Origin of the sequence: Metabacillus fastidiosus NBRC 101226, from assembly GCF_001591625.1 — a bacterium.
Lineage (GTDB): Bacteria > Bacillota > Bacilli > Bacillales > Bacillaceae > Metabacillus > Metabacillus fastidiosus.
Genome location: NZ_BCVG01000050.1, coordinates 1 through 16,795, shown reverse-complemented (window position 1 = coordinate 16,795; position 16,795 = coordinate 1). Strand labels below are relative to the sequence as shown.

At 38.4% G+C, this 16,795-nt stretch carries 18 protein-coding genes; all 18 read left to right on the top strand.

The genetic code is table 11. From position 1 onward, the window contains the following. Positions 1-17 precede the first annotated feature (17 nt). The 18 genes from atpG (at position 18) to spoIID (ending at position 16,686) form a co-directional block, all read left to right on the top strand. Positions 18-875: an ATP synthase F1 subunit gamma gene (gene atpG / locus BFA01S_RS12725; protein ID WP_066230891.1), complete on the top strand. Its 858-nt coding sequence runs from the start codon at positions 18-20 to the stop codon at positions 873-875. Positions 876-920: 45 nt separating this feature from the next. Next, positions 921-2,342 carry a F0F1 ATP synthase subunit beta gene (gene atpD / locus BFA01S_RS12720; RefSeq protein WP_066230888.1) on the top strand — a complete coding sequence of 474 codons (1,422 nt, stop codon included), beginning with the start codon at positions 921-923 and terminating at the stop codon, positions 2,340-2,342. Between the two features lie 24 nt (positions 2,343-2,366). Beyond that, positions 2,367-2,762, top strand: a complete 396-nt coding sequence (locus BFA01S_RS12715; RefSeq protein ID WP_066230885.1) for a F0F1 ATP synthase subunit epsilon — start codon at positions 2,367-2,369, stop codon at positions 2,760-2,762. Positions 2,763-3,036: 274 nt separating this feature from the next. Further along, positions 3,037-3,411: an NADH-quinone oxidoreductase subunit A gene (locus tag BFA01S_RS12710; RefSeq protein ID WP_156483662.1), complete on the top strand. Its 375-nt coding sequence runs from the start codon at positions 3,037-3,039 to the stop codon at positions 3,409-3,411. Between the two features lie 26 nt (positions 3,412-3,437). Then, positions 3,438-3,914, top strand: coding sequence for a NuoB/complex I 20 kDa subunit family protein (locus BFA01S_RS12705; protein ID WP_174521595.1), 477 nt, complete (start codon positions 3,438-3,440; stop codon positions 3,912-3,914). Between the two features lie 2 nt (positions 3,915-3,916). Continuing rightward, entirely contained in the window at positions 3,917-4,627 is a 711-nt protein-coding gene (locus BFA01S_RS12700; RefSeq protein WP_066230879.1) for an NADH-quinone oxidoreductase subunit C, read from the top strand. Beyond that, positions 4,624-5,724, top strand: a complete 1,101-nt coding sequence (locus BFA01S_RS12695) for an NADH-quinone oxidoreductase subunit D (protein WP_066230876.1) — start codon at positions 4,624-4,626, stop codon at positions 5,722-5,724. The genes BFA01S_RS12700 and BFA01S_RS12695 overlap by 4 nt, the downstream gene beginning before the upstream one ends. Next, on the top strand, positions 5,724-6,725 hold the full coding sequence (gene nuoH / locus BFA01S_RS12690; RefSeq protein WP_066230873.1) for an NADH-quinone oxidoreductase subunit NuoH: 1,002 nt from the start codon (positions 5,724-5,726) through the stop codon (positions 6,723-6,725). The genes BFA01S_RS12695 and nuoH overlap by 1 nt, the downstream gene beginning before the upstream one ends. A gap of 16 nt (positions 6,726-6,741) precedes the next feature. Next, complete coding sequence (gene nuoI, locus BFA01S_RS12685; RefSeq protein WP_066230871.1) at positions 6,742-7,161, top strand: NADH-quinone oxidoreductase subunit NuoI; 420 nt, start codon at positions 6,742-6,744, stop codon at positions 7,159-7,161. Further along, a complete protein-coding gene (locus tag BFA01S_RS12680; RefSeq protein ID WP_066230868.1) occupies positions 7,158-7,667 on the top strand; it encodes an NADH-quinone oxidoreductase subunit J in 510 nt (169 codons plus the stop codon). The genes nuoI and BFA01S_RS12680 overlap by 4 nt, the downstream gene beginning before the upstream one ends. Continuing rightward, positions 7,664-7,978, top strand: a complete 315-nt coding sequence (gene nuoK / locus BFA01S_RS12675) for an NADH-quinone oxidoreductase subunit NuoK (RefSeq protein WP_066230865.1) — start codon at positions 7,664-7,666, stop codon at positions 7,976-7,978. Before BFA01S_RS12680 ends, nuoK begins: the two co-directional genes overlap by 4 nt. A 24-nt stretch (positions 7,979-8,002) precedes the next feature. Next, positions 8,003-9,823 carry an NADH-quinone oxidoreductase subunit L gene (nuoL, locus tag BFA01S_RS12670; RefSeq protein WP_066230862.1) on the top strand — a complete coding sequence of 607 codons (1,821 nt, stop codon included), beginning with the start codon at positions 8,003-8,005 and terminating at the stop codon, positions 9,821-9,823. Then, positions 9,823-11,289: a complex I subunit 4 family protein gene (locus BFA01S_RS12665; protein WP_066230860.1), complete on the top strand. Its 1,467-nt coding sequence runs from the start codon at positions 9,823-9,825 to the stop codon at positions 11,287-11,289. The genes nuoL and BFA01S_RS12665 overlap by 1 nt, the downstream gene beginning before the upstream one ends. Next, entirely contained in the window at positions 11,289-12,764 is a 1,476-nt protein-coding gene (nuoN, locus tag BFA01S_RS12660) for an NADH-quinone oxidoreductase subunit NuoN (protein WP_066230855.1), read from the top strand. The genes BFA01S_RS12665 and nuoN overlap by 1 nt, the downstream gene beginning before the upstream one ends. A gap of 207 nt (positions 12,765-12,971) precedes the next feature. Further along, positions 12,972-13,208: a DUF1146 family protein gene (locus BFA01S_RS12655; RefSeq protein WP_066230853.1), complete on the top strand. Its 237-nt coding sequence runs from the start codon at positions 12,972-12,974 to the stop codon at positions 13,206-13,208. A gap of 134 nt (positions 13,209-13,342) precedes the next feature. Then, positions 13,343-14,077, top strand: a complete 735-nt coding sequence (locus BFA01S_RS12650) for a YwmB family TATA-box binding protein (RefSeq protein WP_156483660.1) — start codon at positions 13,343-13,345, stop codon at positions 14,075-14,077. Between the two features lie 32 nt (positions 14,078-14,109). Next, positions 14,110-15,414, top strand: coding sequence for a UDP-N-acetylglucosamine 1-carboxyvinyltransferase (murA, locus tag BFA01S_RS12645; RefSeq protein ID WP_066230848.1), 1,305 nt, complete (start codon positions 14,110-14,112; stop codon positions 15,412-15,414). A gap of 261 nt (positions 15,415-15,675) precedes the next feature. Then, positions 15,676-16,686 (top strand): stage II sporulation protein D, encoded by a 1,011-nt coding sequence (gene spoIID, locus BFA01S_RS12640; protein ID WP_174521594.1) that lies wholly within the window; start codon positions 15,676-15,678, stop codon positions 16,684-16,686. Positions 16,687-16,795: the final 109 nt, after the last annotated feature.

The following is a 16,795-nucleotide window of genomic DNA, read 5'->3' as shown; positions in this document are numbered from 1 at the left end:
AAAGGTGGTGAGAACCTTTGGCATCATTACGCGACATAAAAACGAAGATTACTTCTACGAAAAAAACGAGTCAAATTACGAAAGCAATGCAGATGGTCGATGCTGCGAAATTAAACCGTGCAGAATTACGAGCAAAAGGATTTAATCCGTATATGGAGAAAATCCAAGAGGTTGTGGCTAGTATCGCTCTTGGCAGTTCAAGTGCAGAGCATCCTATGCTAAACAGCCGCGAAGTAAAACGTACAGGTTATTTAGTTATTACATCTGACCGTGGTTTAGCAGGTGCTTTTAACAGCAGCGTGCTTCGTGCTGTATACCAGACGATCGAAAGCCGTCATCAATCAAAAGATGAATATGCGATTATCGTTATCGGTAAAATTGGTACGGAATTTTTCAGAAAACGTAATATGAATGTTATTTCACAGCTGACAGGTATCGGTGATGACATATCATTCTCCAGTATTCAAGATATCGCTAGAAAAACAGTTGAAATGTATGGTGACGGAACATTTGATGAGTTAAATATGTTCTATAATCACTATATTAGTGCAATTTCACAAGAAGTTACACAGAAGAAACTTCTTCCATTATCTGACCTTGCGACAAGTTCAAAACTAATGTCCTATGAGTTTGAACCATCTGAGGAAGCGATATTGGATGTATTATTGCCACAGTATGCTGAAAGTCTCATCTACGGTGCATTACTAGACAGTAAGGCAAGTGAGCATGCATCACGTATGACGGCAATGAAGAATGCAACAGATAACGCAAATGATTTAATTCATGAATATACACTTTCTTACAACCGTGCACGTCAGGCAGCGATTACACAAGAAATTACGGAAATCGTCGGTGGAGCAGCAGCTCTTGAGTAAAGAAAGTTATTATATTTAGCAATTAGCAAGTTAGGAGGGAAAAAGATGAATACAGGTCGCATTACTCAAATTATGGGTCCGGTTGTTGACGTAAAGTTCGAAAATGGTCAATTACCAGACATTTATAATGCCCTTACAATAAAGCAAAAAGCAAATAATGAAATTCCAGCAGATGTTGATTTAACATTAGAAGTTGCTATTCATTTAGGTGATAATACAGTTCGTACAGTTGCGATGTCTTCAACTGACGGTCTTGTACGTGGATTAGAAGTAACAGATACAGGTGCTCCAATCTCCGTTCCAGTTGGAGATGTTACACTTGGTCGTGTTTTCAACGTTTTAGGTGATAGCATTGACTTAGCTGAGCCAATCCCAGCGGAATCCCGACGCGATCCTATCCATCGTTCAGCACCTAAATTTGATCAGCTTTCAACAGAAGTTGAGATTCTAGAAACAGGTATTAAAGTAGTAGACCTTCTTGCTCCATATATTAAAGGTGGTAAAATCGGTCTATTCGGTGGTGCCGGTGTAGGTAAAACTGTATTAATCCAAGAGTTAATTAACAATATCGCACAAGAACACGGTGGTATTTCCGTATTCGCAGGTGTCGGTGAACGTACACGTGAAGGTAATGACCTTTACTTTGAAATGACTGACTCTGGCGTTATTAAAAAGACTGCAATGGTATTCGGACAAATGAACGAGCCGCCTGGTGCACGTATGCGTGTAGCATTAACAGGTCTTACAATGGCTGAATATTTCCGTGATGACCAAGGTCAAGACGTATTATTCTTCATGGATAACATCTTCCGTTTCACACAAGCAGGTTCAGAGGTTTCTGCCCTTTTAGGTCGTATGCCATCTGCCGTTGGTTATCAGCCGACACTTGCTACTGAAATGGGTCAATTACAAGAGCGTATTACATCTACAAATGTAGGTTCTGTTACATCGATCCAAGCGATCTATGTACCAGCCGATGACTATACGGATCCAGCTCCTGCAACAACATTCGCTCACTTAGATGCTACAACAAACTTAGAGCGTAAACTTTCTGAAATGGGTATTTACCCAGCGGTTGATCCGCTTGCGTCAACATCTCGTGCATTATCACCTGAAATTGTTGGTGAAGAGCATTATGAGGTTGCTCGCCGAGTGCAGCAAACGCTTCAACGTTACCGTGAATTACAAGATATCATTGCTATTCTTGGTATGGATGAGCTTTCAGATGAAGATAAATTAACGGTTAACCGTGCACGTCGTGTTCAGTTCTTCTTATCTCAAAACTTCCACGTTGCTGAACAGTTCACTGGACAAAAAGGTTCATATGTTCCAGTTAAAGAAACAGTACAAGGTTTTAAAGAGATTCTTGAAGGTAAATACGACAACCTTCCAGAGGATGCATTCCGTTTAGTAGGTAGAATCGAAGAAGTAGTCGAATCTGCTAAAAAAATGGGTGTAGAAGTTTAATTTGGGACCTAGGAGGGTATGAGTATGAAGACAGTATTAGTTAATGTCGTTACTCCCGATGGCCCAGTTTACGATGCGCAAGTTGAAATGGTAAGCGTAAAGGCTCAAAGTGGTGAGCTTGGTGTTTTACCAGGTCATATTCCGATGGTTGCTCCTTTAGAGATCGGAGCAGTACGCCTGCTTAAAGATGGCAGCACGGAACTCGTGGCTGTAAGTGGAGGCTTTATCGAAGTACGTCCTGACAAGGTAACGATTTTGGCACAAGCTGCAGAAACAGCTGAATCAATTGATGTTACCCGTGCACAAGCAGCAAAGGAACGTGCAGAGCAACGTCTTAAACAACAGACAGACGATATCGATATGAAACGAGCTGAATTAGCACTTCACCGTGCAATCAATCGTTTAAACGTAACAAAATAATATTAAAGGCTGACTCCTATATGGGTCAGTCTTTTTTGTTTTGTGATGTATTGAATAATCGATTTTCTTAAAATTCGGAGATAAGTCAGCCAATGTATAGTACATAAAGTAAAAACTTCCATCAATAAGTGGAGTTTTTTTTATTTCTTTGGCTCAGAATAATTACCTTAGAAAGAATACCGCAAACAGATATTTTCTTTTATTCATAGTTATAGACTTCCACTGCATATAGATTATTAAATGAATACATTTCATATAGTGGAGGAGGCTTAATATGGAGTCTATTCATATATATATGAATAATTATATGATTGTCGCTGTTTTTTTCTTAATAGGAATCCTGCTCCCGGCTGTAGCATTAACAATCTCAAAGTTTTTAAGACCTCATGCACCAACTGTGGAAAAACAGACAACATATGAAAGCGGGATTGACCCTTTCCATGATTCACGGATTCAATTTAATGTGAGGTATTATATGTTTGCTTTATTATTCGTTATTTTTGATATAGAAACTATTTTTCTCTATCCATGGGCTGTAGCCTATGAAAAGCTTGGAATTATTGCTCTGTTTGAGATGCTTATGTTCGTCGTTATGCTCGTTATCGGTTTAGTATATGCATGGCGAAAAGGGGTGCTGAAGTGGACGTGAATTTGACGAATATACGAAAGGAAGAGATGGAGGAATTAAAACAAAGTGTATTTCTAACTACACTTGAGCAAGTGAAGGGATGGGCAAGAAGCAATTCATTATGGCCGCTCACATTTGGTCTTGCCTGCTGTGCAATTGAAATGATGGGTGTCGGTTCCTCTCATTATGATCTTGATCGTTTCGGATCTTTTTTTCGGACATCCCCGCGTCAATCTGATGTCATGATCGTATCAGGTACTGTTACTAAGAAGATGGGACCGGTATTAAAAAGATTGTATGACCAAATGCCAGAACCTAAATGGGTTATTGCGATGGGTTCATGTGCAACAGCAGGAGGCCCTTATGTGAAATCATATGCTGTCGTAAAAGGTGTTGACCAAATTGTCCCGGTGGATGTGTATATACCCGGCTGTCCTCCTAATCCTGCTGCACTCATATACGGTATTAATAAATTAAAAGAAAAGATTAGATATGAGGCAAGGCAAGGGAAGAAGGTGATGTGACAATGAGTGATGAAAAAGACCTTGAACTTGCTAAAAAGAAGGCTGCGGCAGCAGCTAAAGCAAAAGCTGCAGCATTAGCGAAAAAGAAACGGGAATTAAATGGAGAGAAGAGTGATGAGCAGCTTGCCAAGGAGAAAGCGAAAGCAATTGCAATCGCAAAGGCAAAAGCAGCCGCTGCAGCAAAATTGAAAGCAAAGAAGATAGAAAATGAAGAAGTGAAGAAAGAAGAAGTCCCCTCCAAAAATGACCCTCTATTAAATAAATATGTCAAACTGCTGACGAGTCAGCTAGGTAATGATGTGTTAGAACAGTTCTATATTAATAAACTTTCAAAACATATTCCTACTCTTATTGCTGCAAGAGAACATTATTTTCAAATTGCTAAATTATTAAAAAATGATGAAGAGCTCGCTTTTGATTATTTATCTGAGTTTCATGGAACAGATTTTGAAACATATATGGAGATTTATTTACATCTTTATTCTTTCAAGCATAAACAATCAGTTGTTTTGAAAGCAAAGCTGGATCGTGATAATCCCCGTATTGAGTCTGTTCAGCCATTATGGGAAGGGGCAGACTGGCCGGAAAGAGAGGCATATGATTTATTAGGAATCGAGTTCATTTCCCATCCAAATTTAAAGCGGATTATGCTGTCGGATGACTGGATTGGCCATCCGCTGAGGAAAGATTATGAGGAGGTGGATGATGAATGATTCGTACAGAGGAAATGCTCTTAAATGTCGGCCCGCAGCATCCGAGTACACATGGGGTGTTCCGGCTGGTTCTTAAAATAGATGGTGAAATAATAAAGGAAGCAACGCCTGTTATCGGTTATTTGCACCGGGGAACGGAAAAGCTTGCGGAAAACCTGCAATATACACAAATTATTCCTTATACAGACAGAATGGACTATTTATCTGCAATGACGAATAATTATGTCATTTGCCATGCAGTGGAAACAATGCTGGATTTACAAATTCCTGAACGTGCCGAGTATTTACGGATCTTGGCGATGGAACTTGGACGTGTAGCGAGCCATCTCGTCTGGTGGGGCACCTATTTATTAGATATCGGAGCAGTTAGCCCTTTTTTATATGCTTTTCGTGAACGTGAAATGATTATTAATCTTTTAAATGAATTATCCGGAGCAAGACTGACATTCAACTATATGAGAGTCGGCGGCGTTAAATGGGATGCGCCTGAAGGCTGGCTTGAGAAGGTCGCTCAGTTTGTACCTTATATGAGAGAGCAGCTGGAAGGCTATCATAAGCTGGTGTCAGGTAATGAAATTTTTTTGAATCGTGTGAAAGGAGTCGGCATTTATACGAAGGAAGAAGCAATTGCTTATTCACTTAGCGGGTCAAATCTCCGCTGTACAGGAGTAAAATGGGATATTCGAAAGGCAGAGCCTTATTCGATTTATGAGCGATTTGAATTTGATATACCGATTGAATATGAAGGAGATGCATTTGCAAGATATAAATGCCGCATGGCTGAAATTGAACAATCTTTAAAAATTATTGAACAAGCCGTGAAGCAAATTCCAAATGAAGGTGCAGTCATTGCCAAAGTTCCGAGAATAATAAAACCGCCAAAAGGGGAAGTATACGTCAGGATTGAATCACCGCGGGGAGAAATCGGCTGCTATATTGCGAGCGAAGGAAAGAAAGAGCCGTACCGTCTCAAGTTCCGCAGACCGTCCTTTTATAATCTGCAAATCCTTTCAAAGCTTTTAAAAGGAGAAAATATCGCAAATTTAATTACGATTCTCGGTGCTGTGGACATTGTACTTGGGGAGGTGGACGGCTAATGATACAAGCATTATTACAGTCAGCTCCAAGTACACTTCATTTTTTCATTTTTTTCGGGCTTGCTCTTGCCTTTCTATTTGTCGTTCTAGGCTTCGTTACATATGGCATATTAGCTGAAAGAAAAGTAATGGGATATATGCAAGGGAGACATGGACCGAATCAAGTTGGAGGAAGATTTGGGCTGCTTCAAACGGTTGCAGATGTTCTGAAGCTTCTTATAAAAGAGGATACAATTCCGAAGCTGGCAGATAAACCATTATTCATATTAGCACCCGTTATCGCATTTACACCTGCTTTTTTAATCCTTGCTGCCATTCCTTTTACCGATGCTTTTCAATTTGCTGATATCGGTGTCGGGCTTCTTTATTATATCGCTGTTTCGGGCCTTGCAACAATCGGTGTGTTAACCGGAGGGTGGGCTTCTAATAATAAATATGCACTGCTCGGTGGAATGAGGGCTGCTGCACAGATGATTTCATATGAGATTCCGCTCGTTATGTCTGTTGTCGGTGTTATTTTATTAGCGGGAAGTCTTAATTTAAATGAAATCGTCCTGGAGCAAGAAAATATTTGGTTTATTTTTATCCAGCCAATTGGATTTATCATTTTTTTCATCGCATCTGTAGCAGAGCTGAATCGTACCCCATTTGATTTGCCTGAAGCAGAATCAGAGCTTGTTGCAGGCTATTATGTAGAATATTCAGGGTTTCGCTGGGCATTTTTTATGCTTGCGGAATATGTTTATCTTTTTGCTATGGCAGCGCTCACAACTGTTCTTTTCCTAGGAGGCTGGCATCCTGTTTTCTCTCTGGATTTTATACCTGGAGCTATTTCCTTTGCACTCAAATTTATTGTCGTCGTCTTTATTCTTATTTGGTTCAGAATAACGTTCCCAAGAATTCGAGGCGATCAGCTCATGGAGTTTGGCTGGAAAATCCTTTTGCCTGCTGCACTGGCAAATATTTTTATTACAGCTGTTATGAAAGAGATTTTTTTCTAAATAAGGGGTGGCATAAATGAAAGGTTTAGCAAAAGGGTTAGTATATACGCTTAAAAATTTAACGAAGAAAAAGGTAACGTATGACTATCCAAATGACACGATACCACTGCCAGACCGCTTTCGAGGCATTCAAAAGTTTTACCCGGATAAATGTATTGTGTGTAATCAATGTGTCATCGTTTGCCCGACAGATTGCATTGATCTGACCGGCAAGAAAAACCCTGATCCGAATAAGAGGGGAAAGATAATTGAAACGTATAATATAAACTTTGAAATTTGCATTCTATGTGATTTATGCACAGAAGTTTGTCCCACCGAAGCAATTGTGATGACGAATAATTTCGAACTCGCCGAGTACAGCCGAGATAAGCTTTTTAAAGATATGAACTGGCTTGATGATAACGATACGAATGTCAGGAAGGAGAATAGGGTGTGAGCTTACAAGGGGATCAGCTACCATTTATTATTTTTGCAGTTATTGCGATATACGGCGGGCTTTTTATGATAATGACGAAAAAAGTTGTTCATATGATTATTTCTCTCGTATTCACATTTATTAGTATCGCTTGCCTATACATTTTATTATTAGCCGAGTTCGTTGCTGTTGTTCAGATTTTAATTTATTCAGGTGCCATAACGATTATGATGCTGTTTGGCATTATGTTAACGAAGCATAAAGATGAGACAAAAAAGAAAATAAACTGGAAAAAGAATGTACTCGTGTTTATTAGTATTGTTACTTTTGGAATCGTCGTCTTTCTAGGAATTTATAAATTAGACTTTGGTACAGTGCCGCAAGCATTGCATGAGAATAATACAGAACAAATAGGAATGTCACTCTACTCTCATTACATTATTCCATTCGAGCTGACATCTGTAATCCTTCTGGTTGCCTTAATCGGAGCGATTATTTTGGCAAGGAAAGAGGTGGAAGAGGAATGAGTGGAACACCTTTAGCGGCGTACTTAACATTAGCATTAATTTTATTTTGTATCGGTTTATACGGTGCTCTGACAAAGCGGAATACCGTTATTGTACTCATTTCAATTGAGCTTATGCTGAATGCGGTAAATATAAATCTAGTTGCTTTTAGCAAGTTTGGAATTGTATCTAATATTACAGGGCAAGTATTTACATTATTTACAATTTCCGTTGCGGCGGCAGAAGCAGCGGTTGGTTTAGCAATTCTCTTTGCTTTCTATCGGAATCGGAAAACGGTAAATATCGATGAAATGGATCAGTTGAAATATTAGCTGCTTAAGTGAGGTGAATAGATATTGATGAAACTTGCATTTTTCATACCTTTATTGCCGCTCCTTTCTTTTCTTATTTTATTATTCGGAAGAAAACTGAAAAAAGGAAGTGTATATATAGGAAGCGGATTAAGTGGGCTTGCCTTTCTTTTAGCAGTTTTTCTATTTTTTGAAAAGATATCAAGCCCGGCATATAAAGTGACAACAGCATGGTTAACAATCGGTGAGCTTGATCTTACTATTGGATATGAAATAAATGAACTAAATGCATTAATGCTCCTTATCGTTTCTCTTATTAGCTTTCTCGTCCATATTTATTCAGGAGGTTATATGAGAGGTGACGAAAGGCTTTCTGTTTTTTATGCATATCTCGGCTTATTTACGTTTGCGATGCTCGGTTTAGTTATGACACCGAATCTTCTGCAGCTTTATTTATTTTGGGAGCTTGTCGGTTTAGGTTCCTTTCTATTAATAGGTTTTTACTTCCAAAAAGGAGAGGCGAAGAGGGCGGCGAAAAAGGCATTTATTATGACGAGGATCGGCGATGTCGGTTTATTTGTTGGGATGATTCTTCTCTTCCTTCAAGTGAACAGTTTCGATTATGATGTCATTTTTACAGCTGTTCGTGCTGGAGAGGTCGAAGCCGTGACACTCATTGCCATTCTCTTGTTCCTTGGGGCAGTTGGAAAGTCAGGGCAATTTCCGCTTCATACGTGGCTCCCTGACGCAATGGAAGGACCAACGCCGGTATCGGCACTCATTCATGCGGCGACGATGGTCGCAGCAGGTGTCTACCTAGTTGCAGTCATGTATCCTCTATTTGCAGCGAGCGGGACGGCACAGCTAACTGTCGCAGTAATCGGAGCTTTTACAGCGATATTTGCAGCGAGTATCGCCCTAGTGCAAGAAGATATAAAAAGGGTGCTTGCATACTCGACAATGAGTCAGCTTGGACTTATGATGCTGGCGCTTGGAGCGGCAGGCTATGCGGCAGCTGTCTTTCATCTAATGACCCACGCGTTTTTTAAAGCTTTATTATTTTTAGCGGCAGGAAGTGTGATACATGCTGTACGTACACAAAACTTAAATGAGATGGGCGGACTTTGGAAGAAACTAAAGTTTACACGTTGGCTCTTTCTAACCGGCGCACTTGCGATTACGGGTATCCCTTTATTCTCAGGTTTTTTTAGTAAAGAAGCCATTTTAATTTCTATTTGGAATGATGGCAAGTACGGGCTTTTCTCGCTCGCTGTTATCGTCGTATTTTTAACAGCATGTTATATGTTCCGTCTCTTTTTCCTTATCTTTAGTGGAAGAGAGAAGGGTAGGAATGAAAAGGTAACAGAAGCGCCGCTCTCGATGCTTATTCCAATGACGGTTTTAGCTCTGCTTTCTATCTTTTCAGGATATATCCAGAGCTTTTTAAATAATTGGCTGACAGACAGCAGAACAGTCTTCATACCTATTTGGCTCAGCCCGGTTGTAACAGCTGTATCTCTGGCAGGAATTTTATTGGCCTACTTCATTTACAGCAGAAAAGTCATCCGAAGAGATTGGCTGAGTTCACGCATTCCAATTGTACATGATCTGTTTGTTAATAAATATTACATTGATGAGCTATATGAGAAGACTGTTCTTCAAATTGTAACAAGTATAAGTTCCTTTTGTTTATTGATCGACCGGCTTATTAAAGTTTTAATTACTCTTATTACGATTGTTGTAAAAGGAATTGGTCAAATAGGAGTGAAGGTGCAGTCAGGTCAGGTACAGACATACGGCATGATTGCGGTCATTGGATTAGCTGTTTTAGTAGTCATTTTAGCCTTTACAGGAGGTGACTTTTGATGAATATGCCTTTTCTGCTATCTTTAATTATTTTTTCTCCCCTGATCGGTATCGTTATCCTATCTTTTATAAGGAATAATGATGCAGCTAAAACAGTTGGTATATTGTCTACTATCCCAGCCGTTTTTCTCACGAGCTTTATTTATTTTATGTATCAGAGCGGAGAATCTCTTGAACGCTTTTCGGAGAAAAAACAATGGCTTTCTTTCGGTTCATTTCCTGTTCACTATGAGCTTGCTATTGATGAGTTTTCCCTTATTATGCTTATGTTGACTTCTGTTTTAGCATTATGTTCGAGCATCGCATCCATTTATATTAAAACGGGGTTACGAGCATATTTTATGTTATTTCTTCTGCTCGAAATCGGAATGCTTGGGGTTTTCCTGGCACAAAACCTTATTCTTTTCTTCCTTTTCTTTGAAATAACACTTATTCCGCTGTTCTTCTTAATTGGAAAATGGGGTTATCGTAAAAAAGAAGAGACAGCATTTTACTTTTTAATATATAACGGACTAGGTTCCGCTATATTATTAATCGCTATCTCTGTCTTATTTGCAAAAACAGGAACGGTGAACATTACTGATTTAAAAGAAATAATGGCAGGCACAATGGTATCTGATGAACTGAAACTTGGACTGCTTGTGTCCTTACTCATTGCGTTTGGAGTAAAACTGCCGATTTTTCCGCTTCATAGCTGGGTTATTAAGGTACATTCAGAAGCACCTATACCGGTTGTTATGCTTCATTCAGGGATCCTTTTAAAAATTGGTGCATACGGTCTTATCCGATTTGGGATTGGTCTTTTTCCGAATGAGTTTGAAAAACTTAGTATGATGATAATGATTTTAGGATTAATTAATTTACTTTACGGGGCATTTTTAGCTCTTATTGTGAAAGAGTTCAAAAAAGTACTAGCCTATGCTTCCATTTCACATATGGGAATTATCCTTCTTGGCTTAGGTGCGTTAAATGAAGCGGGTGTACAGGGTGCAATTTTCCAAGTTGTCTCACACGGTATCATTTCAGCTCTCTTCTTTTTCCTTGTTGGTATTATAGCTGACAGAACCGGCAGGACAGATCTTACAAATATAAGCGGATTAGCAAAAGGAATGCCGATTGCAGCAGGATGCTTGCTGATGGCGGGAATGGCATCACTTGCATTGCCGGGAACTTCAGGTTTTATAAGCGAGTTTACAGTCTTTCTCGGGGTTTTTAAGACGATGCCTGTTATTGCAAGTATTGGAGTAATAGCGATCATTTTAACAGCAGTCTACGTGCTGCAGGCGGTTTTAAACATAACATTCGGAAAAGGGAGCAGCTTAAAAGATGTGCGGACATTTGAATTCATGCCGATCCTTTTATTAATAGGGATCATTATAAGTATAGGTATATATCCGAACAGTTTAGCTAACCCGCTTCAGCAAACTGTAGAAACGATTACGAAAAGCTTGGAGGCTGATAAATAATGGATGTAGAAACATTTTTGAGCTTTAATTGGTTTGTAATGATTCCAGAATTTATTATCCTTGGCTTTGCGGCTGCTTTATCTGTAATCGATCTTTTCTTAAATAGAAGAAAGAGCCGGAAATGGCTTGGTGTATGTGGATTACTCGGTATTGTCCTTGCATTTATCAGCCTTCTGTTGCTGGAAAGTAACGGTACTGTTATTTTATATGATACATTTGTCTTCGATTCATTTGCAAAATCATTTAAAGCTTTATTATTAATCGGCACAGCGGTTGTTTTCATTCTTGTTTTAAATGAAAATTGGGACGGATTAGATGAAAAACGGGGAGAATTTTATTATCTTTTTTTAACAGCTCTTCTAGGAGCAATGTTTATGGCATCAAGCCGTGACTTAATTACATTATTTATCGGTCTCGAATTGCTCTCTCTTTCTACTTATATTCTTGTAGGAATAAGAACGAAAAATAAAAAAGCAAATGAAGCTTCCATAAAATATTTTATTAACGGGGCAATTGCTACGGCGATTACACTGTTTGGAATGAGCTATCTGTATGGAATGACCGGCACAACAAGCTTAGATACAATGAAACTCGTTTTAGCTAATGTAAATGAACCAGATCATCTTTATATATTAGCCTTATCTTTTCTAATTATGTTTATCGGATTATCATTCAAAATTGCAACTGTTCCATTTCATATGTGGGCACCTGATGTGTATGAAGGTGCACAAATCTCCGTCACTGCTTTTCTAAGTGTTATTTCAAAAACAGCAGGTTTTATTCTTATCCTGCGTTTGTTTTTAACTGTCTTTGACGTCATTCAAGTAAATCCATCAGAGACGATGCTTACGGCTCTGCAAAGTTTTCTCGTCGTTCTCTCTGCGCTAACGATGATTATCGGTAATACAGTTGCTCTTAAGCAAAAAAATATAAAAAGGATGTTTGCATACTCAGCTATTGCACATGCCGGCTATATACTTGTTGCTTTTTCATCCTTCTCCAATGTATTTTATTTTGATACTATATGGTTTTATTTATTTGCTTATCTGCTCATGAATTTAGGTGCTTTTGCTGTCATTCAATTCGTCTGTGGGGAAGCTCGTACAGATAATATATCAGCATTCGCAGGACTCATAAAACGCTCACCGTATGCAGCGCTGGCGATGACGATTTTTATATTATCATTAGCAGGTATTCCCGGAACAGTAGGATTTATAGCGAAAATATCTATTTTTCTTAGTGCATTAACAGCGAATACACCGCAATTGCTACTGGCGGTGGTTATGATTGGGACGACTATTATCTCTTATATATATTATTTCGGAATTTTGACACAAATTTACTTTCGAGAACATGAAACATATCATAAAATATATATAAGTAAATCTATTTTTATCGTACTTTTTATATGTATAGCAGGAACACTTGTTTTTGGTATATTCCCAAATACAATATACCCACTTTTTTACATCTAATTTTAGTATAATATAATCATAAAGAGGAGAAATCCTCTTTATTTTTTATTAATTTTTAGGGACAAAAACATCTTGAGTTTCATTGAAATAATGGTGTATGATACTGCTTAGTGCATAGTTTTTATGCGCATTTTTCTGGATAGGAACAAGTTTAGAAAAATTTCAGAAATTAAGCTTCAAATTCTGTCTATTTACATAATAGGAGGGATGAGTTTGCCCGATTTTGGCCAGCAGGCACTCATTAGTATGCTCGTAAGCCTTATATTTATCATTGTTACATGGTGGGCATTACAATCGATAAATCTTGAGAAATTTATTAAAGCGGGCAATGTTATTCAAGCAAGAGTACTTCTCATATTACTAACAATTGTAATTGCTTCTATTGTAAGTAATTTCTTCCTAGATTATTTGTTATGGGCACAACAATTGCCATTCTTATTTTGATGTTTACAAACTTTAGGAACTGGGGAAAAGAGCAATGGGTAGATACTAGTAGTATGTCAAACATTGACGACTTTTTCCAAGTATGTAAGCTTCCAATCCGGTAACAATGTTACTAAGGAGAGGAAGTGAATGTTTTGAGAAATAGAAATAATATTATTGCAATTATCATTTTTATTATGTTTGTCACAACTGCTTTTGCAGGTCACCATATTGGGGCTGCAAATAATGAACAAACGTTGGAAAAGCTTGCTCGGGGTATGGAAAATGAAGGTGTCATTATTAAAGAATGGTCGCTTTATACGAAGAAAAGTGTTGACCTAGAAAGTATGGAAAAAGTGAAACAGATGACGGAGCAATTCCGTGATTACACTTGGGCATATGAAGAAAAGGGAGACATTTATAAAGCGATAGGCACAAAAGTAAATAAAGAGAAAAAAGTTACAGAAAAGCTTCAAATTCTGTCTACCCTCAAAAATCATCACTCTGGTTCGTATATCCTTTATGAGTTAAAAGGAAAAACCGGGCAAACAAGCTGGAATGAAATGAATCGGTATTTTAAAAAACAGGCATTTCATATTTTTCAAGAGGAGTTAACTATTTTTTCTTGTATCACTGGGGAAATTGGTGATATGATGGAAGGAGTTTTGTTAACGAAGTCAAATGATTTGCTTAAACAATTTAATGCGTTACCAATTGAACAATTGAATGAAGAAAAGTTTGTCTCGATTTCTGCAAAAACAGAGGAATGGAACGAAAGCATTCCAACGAACAAAGGCAGCATGAACGTACAGATTGCACTAAGGAGTGCGGGATTGGGCGATTTTACTACAGTAGTTGTAGGAACACCAATCATAACGTCTGAATATTAATATAGAGAAATTGGGACGCGGAGGGGAATACTTTGGAAAAAATCATCGTCCGCGGCGGTCGCAAATTAAACGGCACTGTGAAGGTTGAAGGAGCTAAAAATGCCGTTTTACCTGTTATCGCTGCATCCTTGTTAGCTAGTGAAGAAAAAAGCATCATCTGTGATGTACCTACGCTCTCCGATGTGTATACAATTAATGAAGTTCTACGCCATTTAGGCGCAGAGGTCCATTTTGAAAATAATCAAGTGATTGTAGATGCATCAAAAGAGCTATCGACTGAAGCACCGTTTGAATATGTAAGAAAAATGCGTGCATCTGTTTTAGTAATGGGACCGCTTTTGGCACGTAATGGAAGTGCACGTGTAGCATTGCCAGGCGGTTGTGCAATTGGTTCACGTCCTATAGATCAACATCTAAAAGGTTTTGAAGCTATGGGAGCAACGATTAAAGTTGGGAATGGCTTCATTGAAGCTGAAGTGAATGGAAGGCTTCAAGGAGCTAAAATTTATTTAGATTTCCCAAGTGTTGGCGCAACTGAAAATATTATGATGGCTGCTGCACTCGCTGACGGTACTACTGTTCTCGAGAATTGTGCAAAAGAACCGGAAATAGTAGATTTAGCGAATTATCTTAATGCAATGGGTGGAAAAGTAAGAGGTGCAGGAACAGGAACGATTCGTATTGAAGGTGTTCCATATTTAAAAGGTGCCAAGCATACGATTATTCCTGACCGGGTAGAAGCAGGTACTTTCATGGTTGCTGCTGCAATTACCGGAGGAAATGTACTTGTACAAGGTGCTGTTCCAGAACATTTAACATCCCTAGTTGCTAAGATGGAAGAAATGGGTGTTACAATCATTGAAGAAAAGGATGGTCTTCGTGTCATCGGACCAGACGAATTAAAATCAGTAGATTTAAAAACAATGCCGCATCCAGGATTCCCGACAGATATGCAGTCACAAATGATGGCTTTATTACTATGTGCAAGTGGAACGAGTGTCATTACAGAAACTGTATTTGAGAACCGCTTTATGCATGTGGAAGAATTCCGTCGTATGAATGGCAATATTAAGATTGAGGGCCGTTCTGTTATTATTAACGGACCAGGTAAGCTCCAAGGTGCAGAAGTTGCTGCAACTGATTTAAGAGCTGGTGCTGCACTCGTTTTAGCAGGTCTGTGTGCTGATGGTCATACACGTGTAACAGAGCTGAAACATTTAGATCGCGGCTATGTGGATTTCCATCAAAAATTAGCAGGTCTAGGTGCTGATATTGAACGTGTACATGAGAACGCTTCTGTTCAAAAAGAAGAAATTATTACTGACTTAAATGCATAAGCTGAAAAAGAAGTAAGGAATATTCCTGCTTCTTTTTTTGTGTGGAGAAATACTTTCTGAATTTTGGAGACAATGGTTGAATATATCGATTGTGTTAATATTTTAGACCACTTTATTTATTCTTTCTAACATTTTCTTTTTTATCCTCACTTTTTCTTTCTGTTCTTTTTAAAAAGTCATAAAAGCATGTCCACCTCCATATTATTGAATAAATCAACATTCAATCTACTAATTGGAGGGTAAGAGAAAAAGATGAAATCAATGAAACCAATTATCTTCATATTCGCAGCCTTATTCATCATTATACTCATGATTCCGACCATCCTTGTTGCTCCATTTATGGATAAAACGAAAGGGCAGTTAGGGGAAGAATTGCAAACAGTAAAACAAGAGGTACCTGTATTAAAGGAAGCGGGCATATCGATACCGATCTATCGCAGTCAAACACAGACAATTGAAAATGTCGATATTGAAAAATATGTAGTAGGTGTAGTCGCTTCAGAGATGCCTGCAGAGTTTGAAAGTGAAGCATTGAAGGCACAGGCACTTGCGGCAAGAACATACATTGTGAAGCGGTTGATGGGTGGGGAAGCGATGGGTTCTCCGAAAGGAACGATAGCAACAGATACAACAAACCATCAAGTATATAAGAATGAAAATGAGCTCAAAAATTTATGGGGGAAAGACTATGAAAGGAAAAAGAAGAAAATTACTGATGCTGTAGCAGCAACACAAGGTCAAATCTTAACATTTGAAGAGAAGCCAATTGAAGCACAATTCTTTTCAACGAGTAATGGTTTCACAGAAAATTCAGAAGCATACTGGTCTAACTCTTTCCCATATTTAAAAAGTGTAAAAAGTCCCTGGGATAAAGAATCGCCTAAATTCCATGATCAGGTTGTCATCCCTATTCCAACCTTTGAGAAAAAGCTTGGTGTTCATCTCAGTAAAGATAGTTCGGTAGGAAAAATAATTGAAGAGACACCTGGGCATAGAGTGGCGACAGTTGAGATTAACGGCAAAAAATTCTCCGGTAAGGATATCCGAGAAAAGCTTGAATTAAAATCTACTGACTTCCGCTGGGAAATAAAAGGTAATCAAGTCGTGGTTACGACAAAAGGCTTTGGCCACGGTGTAGGCATGAGCCAATATGGAGCAAATTTCATGGCTGAAGATGGAAAAACATATTCAGAAATTGTTCAATACTACTACAAAGGAACAAAAATCTCAGAAGCAGATCCATTTTTAACAAAATATACAGTGAAGAAATAGAAATCAGGACAGTCACTCATTATGTTTATGAGGACTGTCTTTTTTATCCCAGTCTTAACGAGCAGTAAGACTCCCCCTTTAAATTTCTAGGAGTGCAAAGAAGTGAAGT

Bases quoted from the DNA above. Each gene is read 5' to 3' on its own strand.
- atpD (WP_066230888.1), top strand. From the start codon at position 921: ATGAATACAGGTCGCATTACTCAAATTATGGGTCCGGTTGTTGACGTA.
- BFA01S_RS12715 (WP_066230885.1), top strand. From the start codon at position 2,367: ATGAAGACAGTATTAGTTAATGTCGTTACTCCCGATGGCCCAGTTTAC.
- BFA01S_RS12710 (WP_156483662.1), top strand. From the start codon at position 3,037: ATGGAGTCTATTCATATATATATGAATAATTATATGATTGTCGCTGTT.
- BFA01S_RS12705 (WP_174521595.1), top strand. From the start codon at position 3,438: ATGGAGGAATTAAAACAAAGTGTATTTCTAACTACACTTGAGCAAGTG.
- BFA01S_RS12700 (WP_066230879.1), top strand. From the start codon at position 3,917: ATGAGTGATGAAAAAGACCTTGAACTTGCTAAAAAGAAGGCTGCGGCA.
- BFA01S_RS12695 (WP_066230876.1), top strand. From the start codon at position 4,624: ATGATTCGTACAGAGGAAATGCTCTTAAATGTCGGCCCGCAGCATCCG.
- nuoH (WP_066230873.1), top strand. From the start codon at position 5,724: ATGATACAAGCATTATTACAGTCAGCTCCAAGTACACTTCATTTTTTC.
- nuoI (WP_066230871.1), top strand. From the start codon at position 6,742: ATGAAAGGTTTAGCAAAAGGGTTAGTATATACGCTTAAAAATTTAACG.
- nuoK (WP_066230865.1), top strand. From the start codon at position 7,664: ATGAGTGGAACACCTTTAGCGGCGTACTTAACATTAGCATTAATTTTA.
- BFA01S_RS12665 (WP_066230860.1), top strand. From the start codon at position 9,823: ATGAATATGCCTTTTCTGCTATCTTTAATTATTTTTTCTCCCCTGATC.
- nuoN (WP_066230855.1), top strand. From the start codon at position 11,289: ATGGATGTAGAAACATTTTTGAGCTTTAATTGGTTTGTAATGATTCCA.
- BFA01S_RS12655 (WP_066230853.1), top strand. From the start codon at position 12,972: ATGAGTTTGCCCGATTTTGGCCAGCAGGCACTCATTAGTATGCTCGTA.
- spoIID (WP_174521594.1), top strand. From the start codon at position 15,676: ATGAAACCAATTATCTTCATATTCGCAGCCTTATTCATCATTATACTC.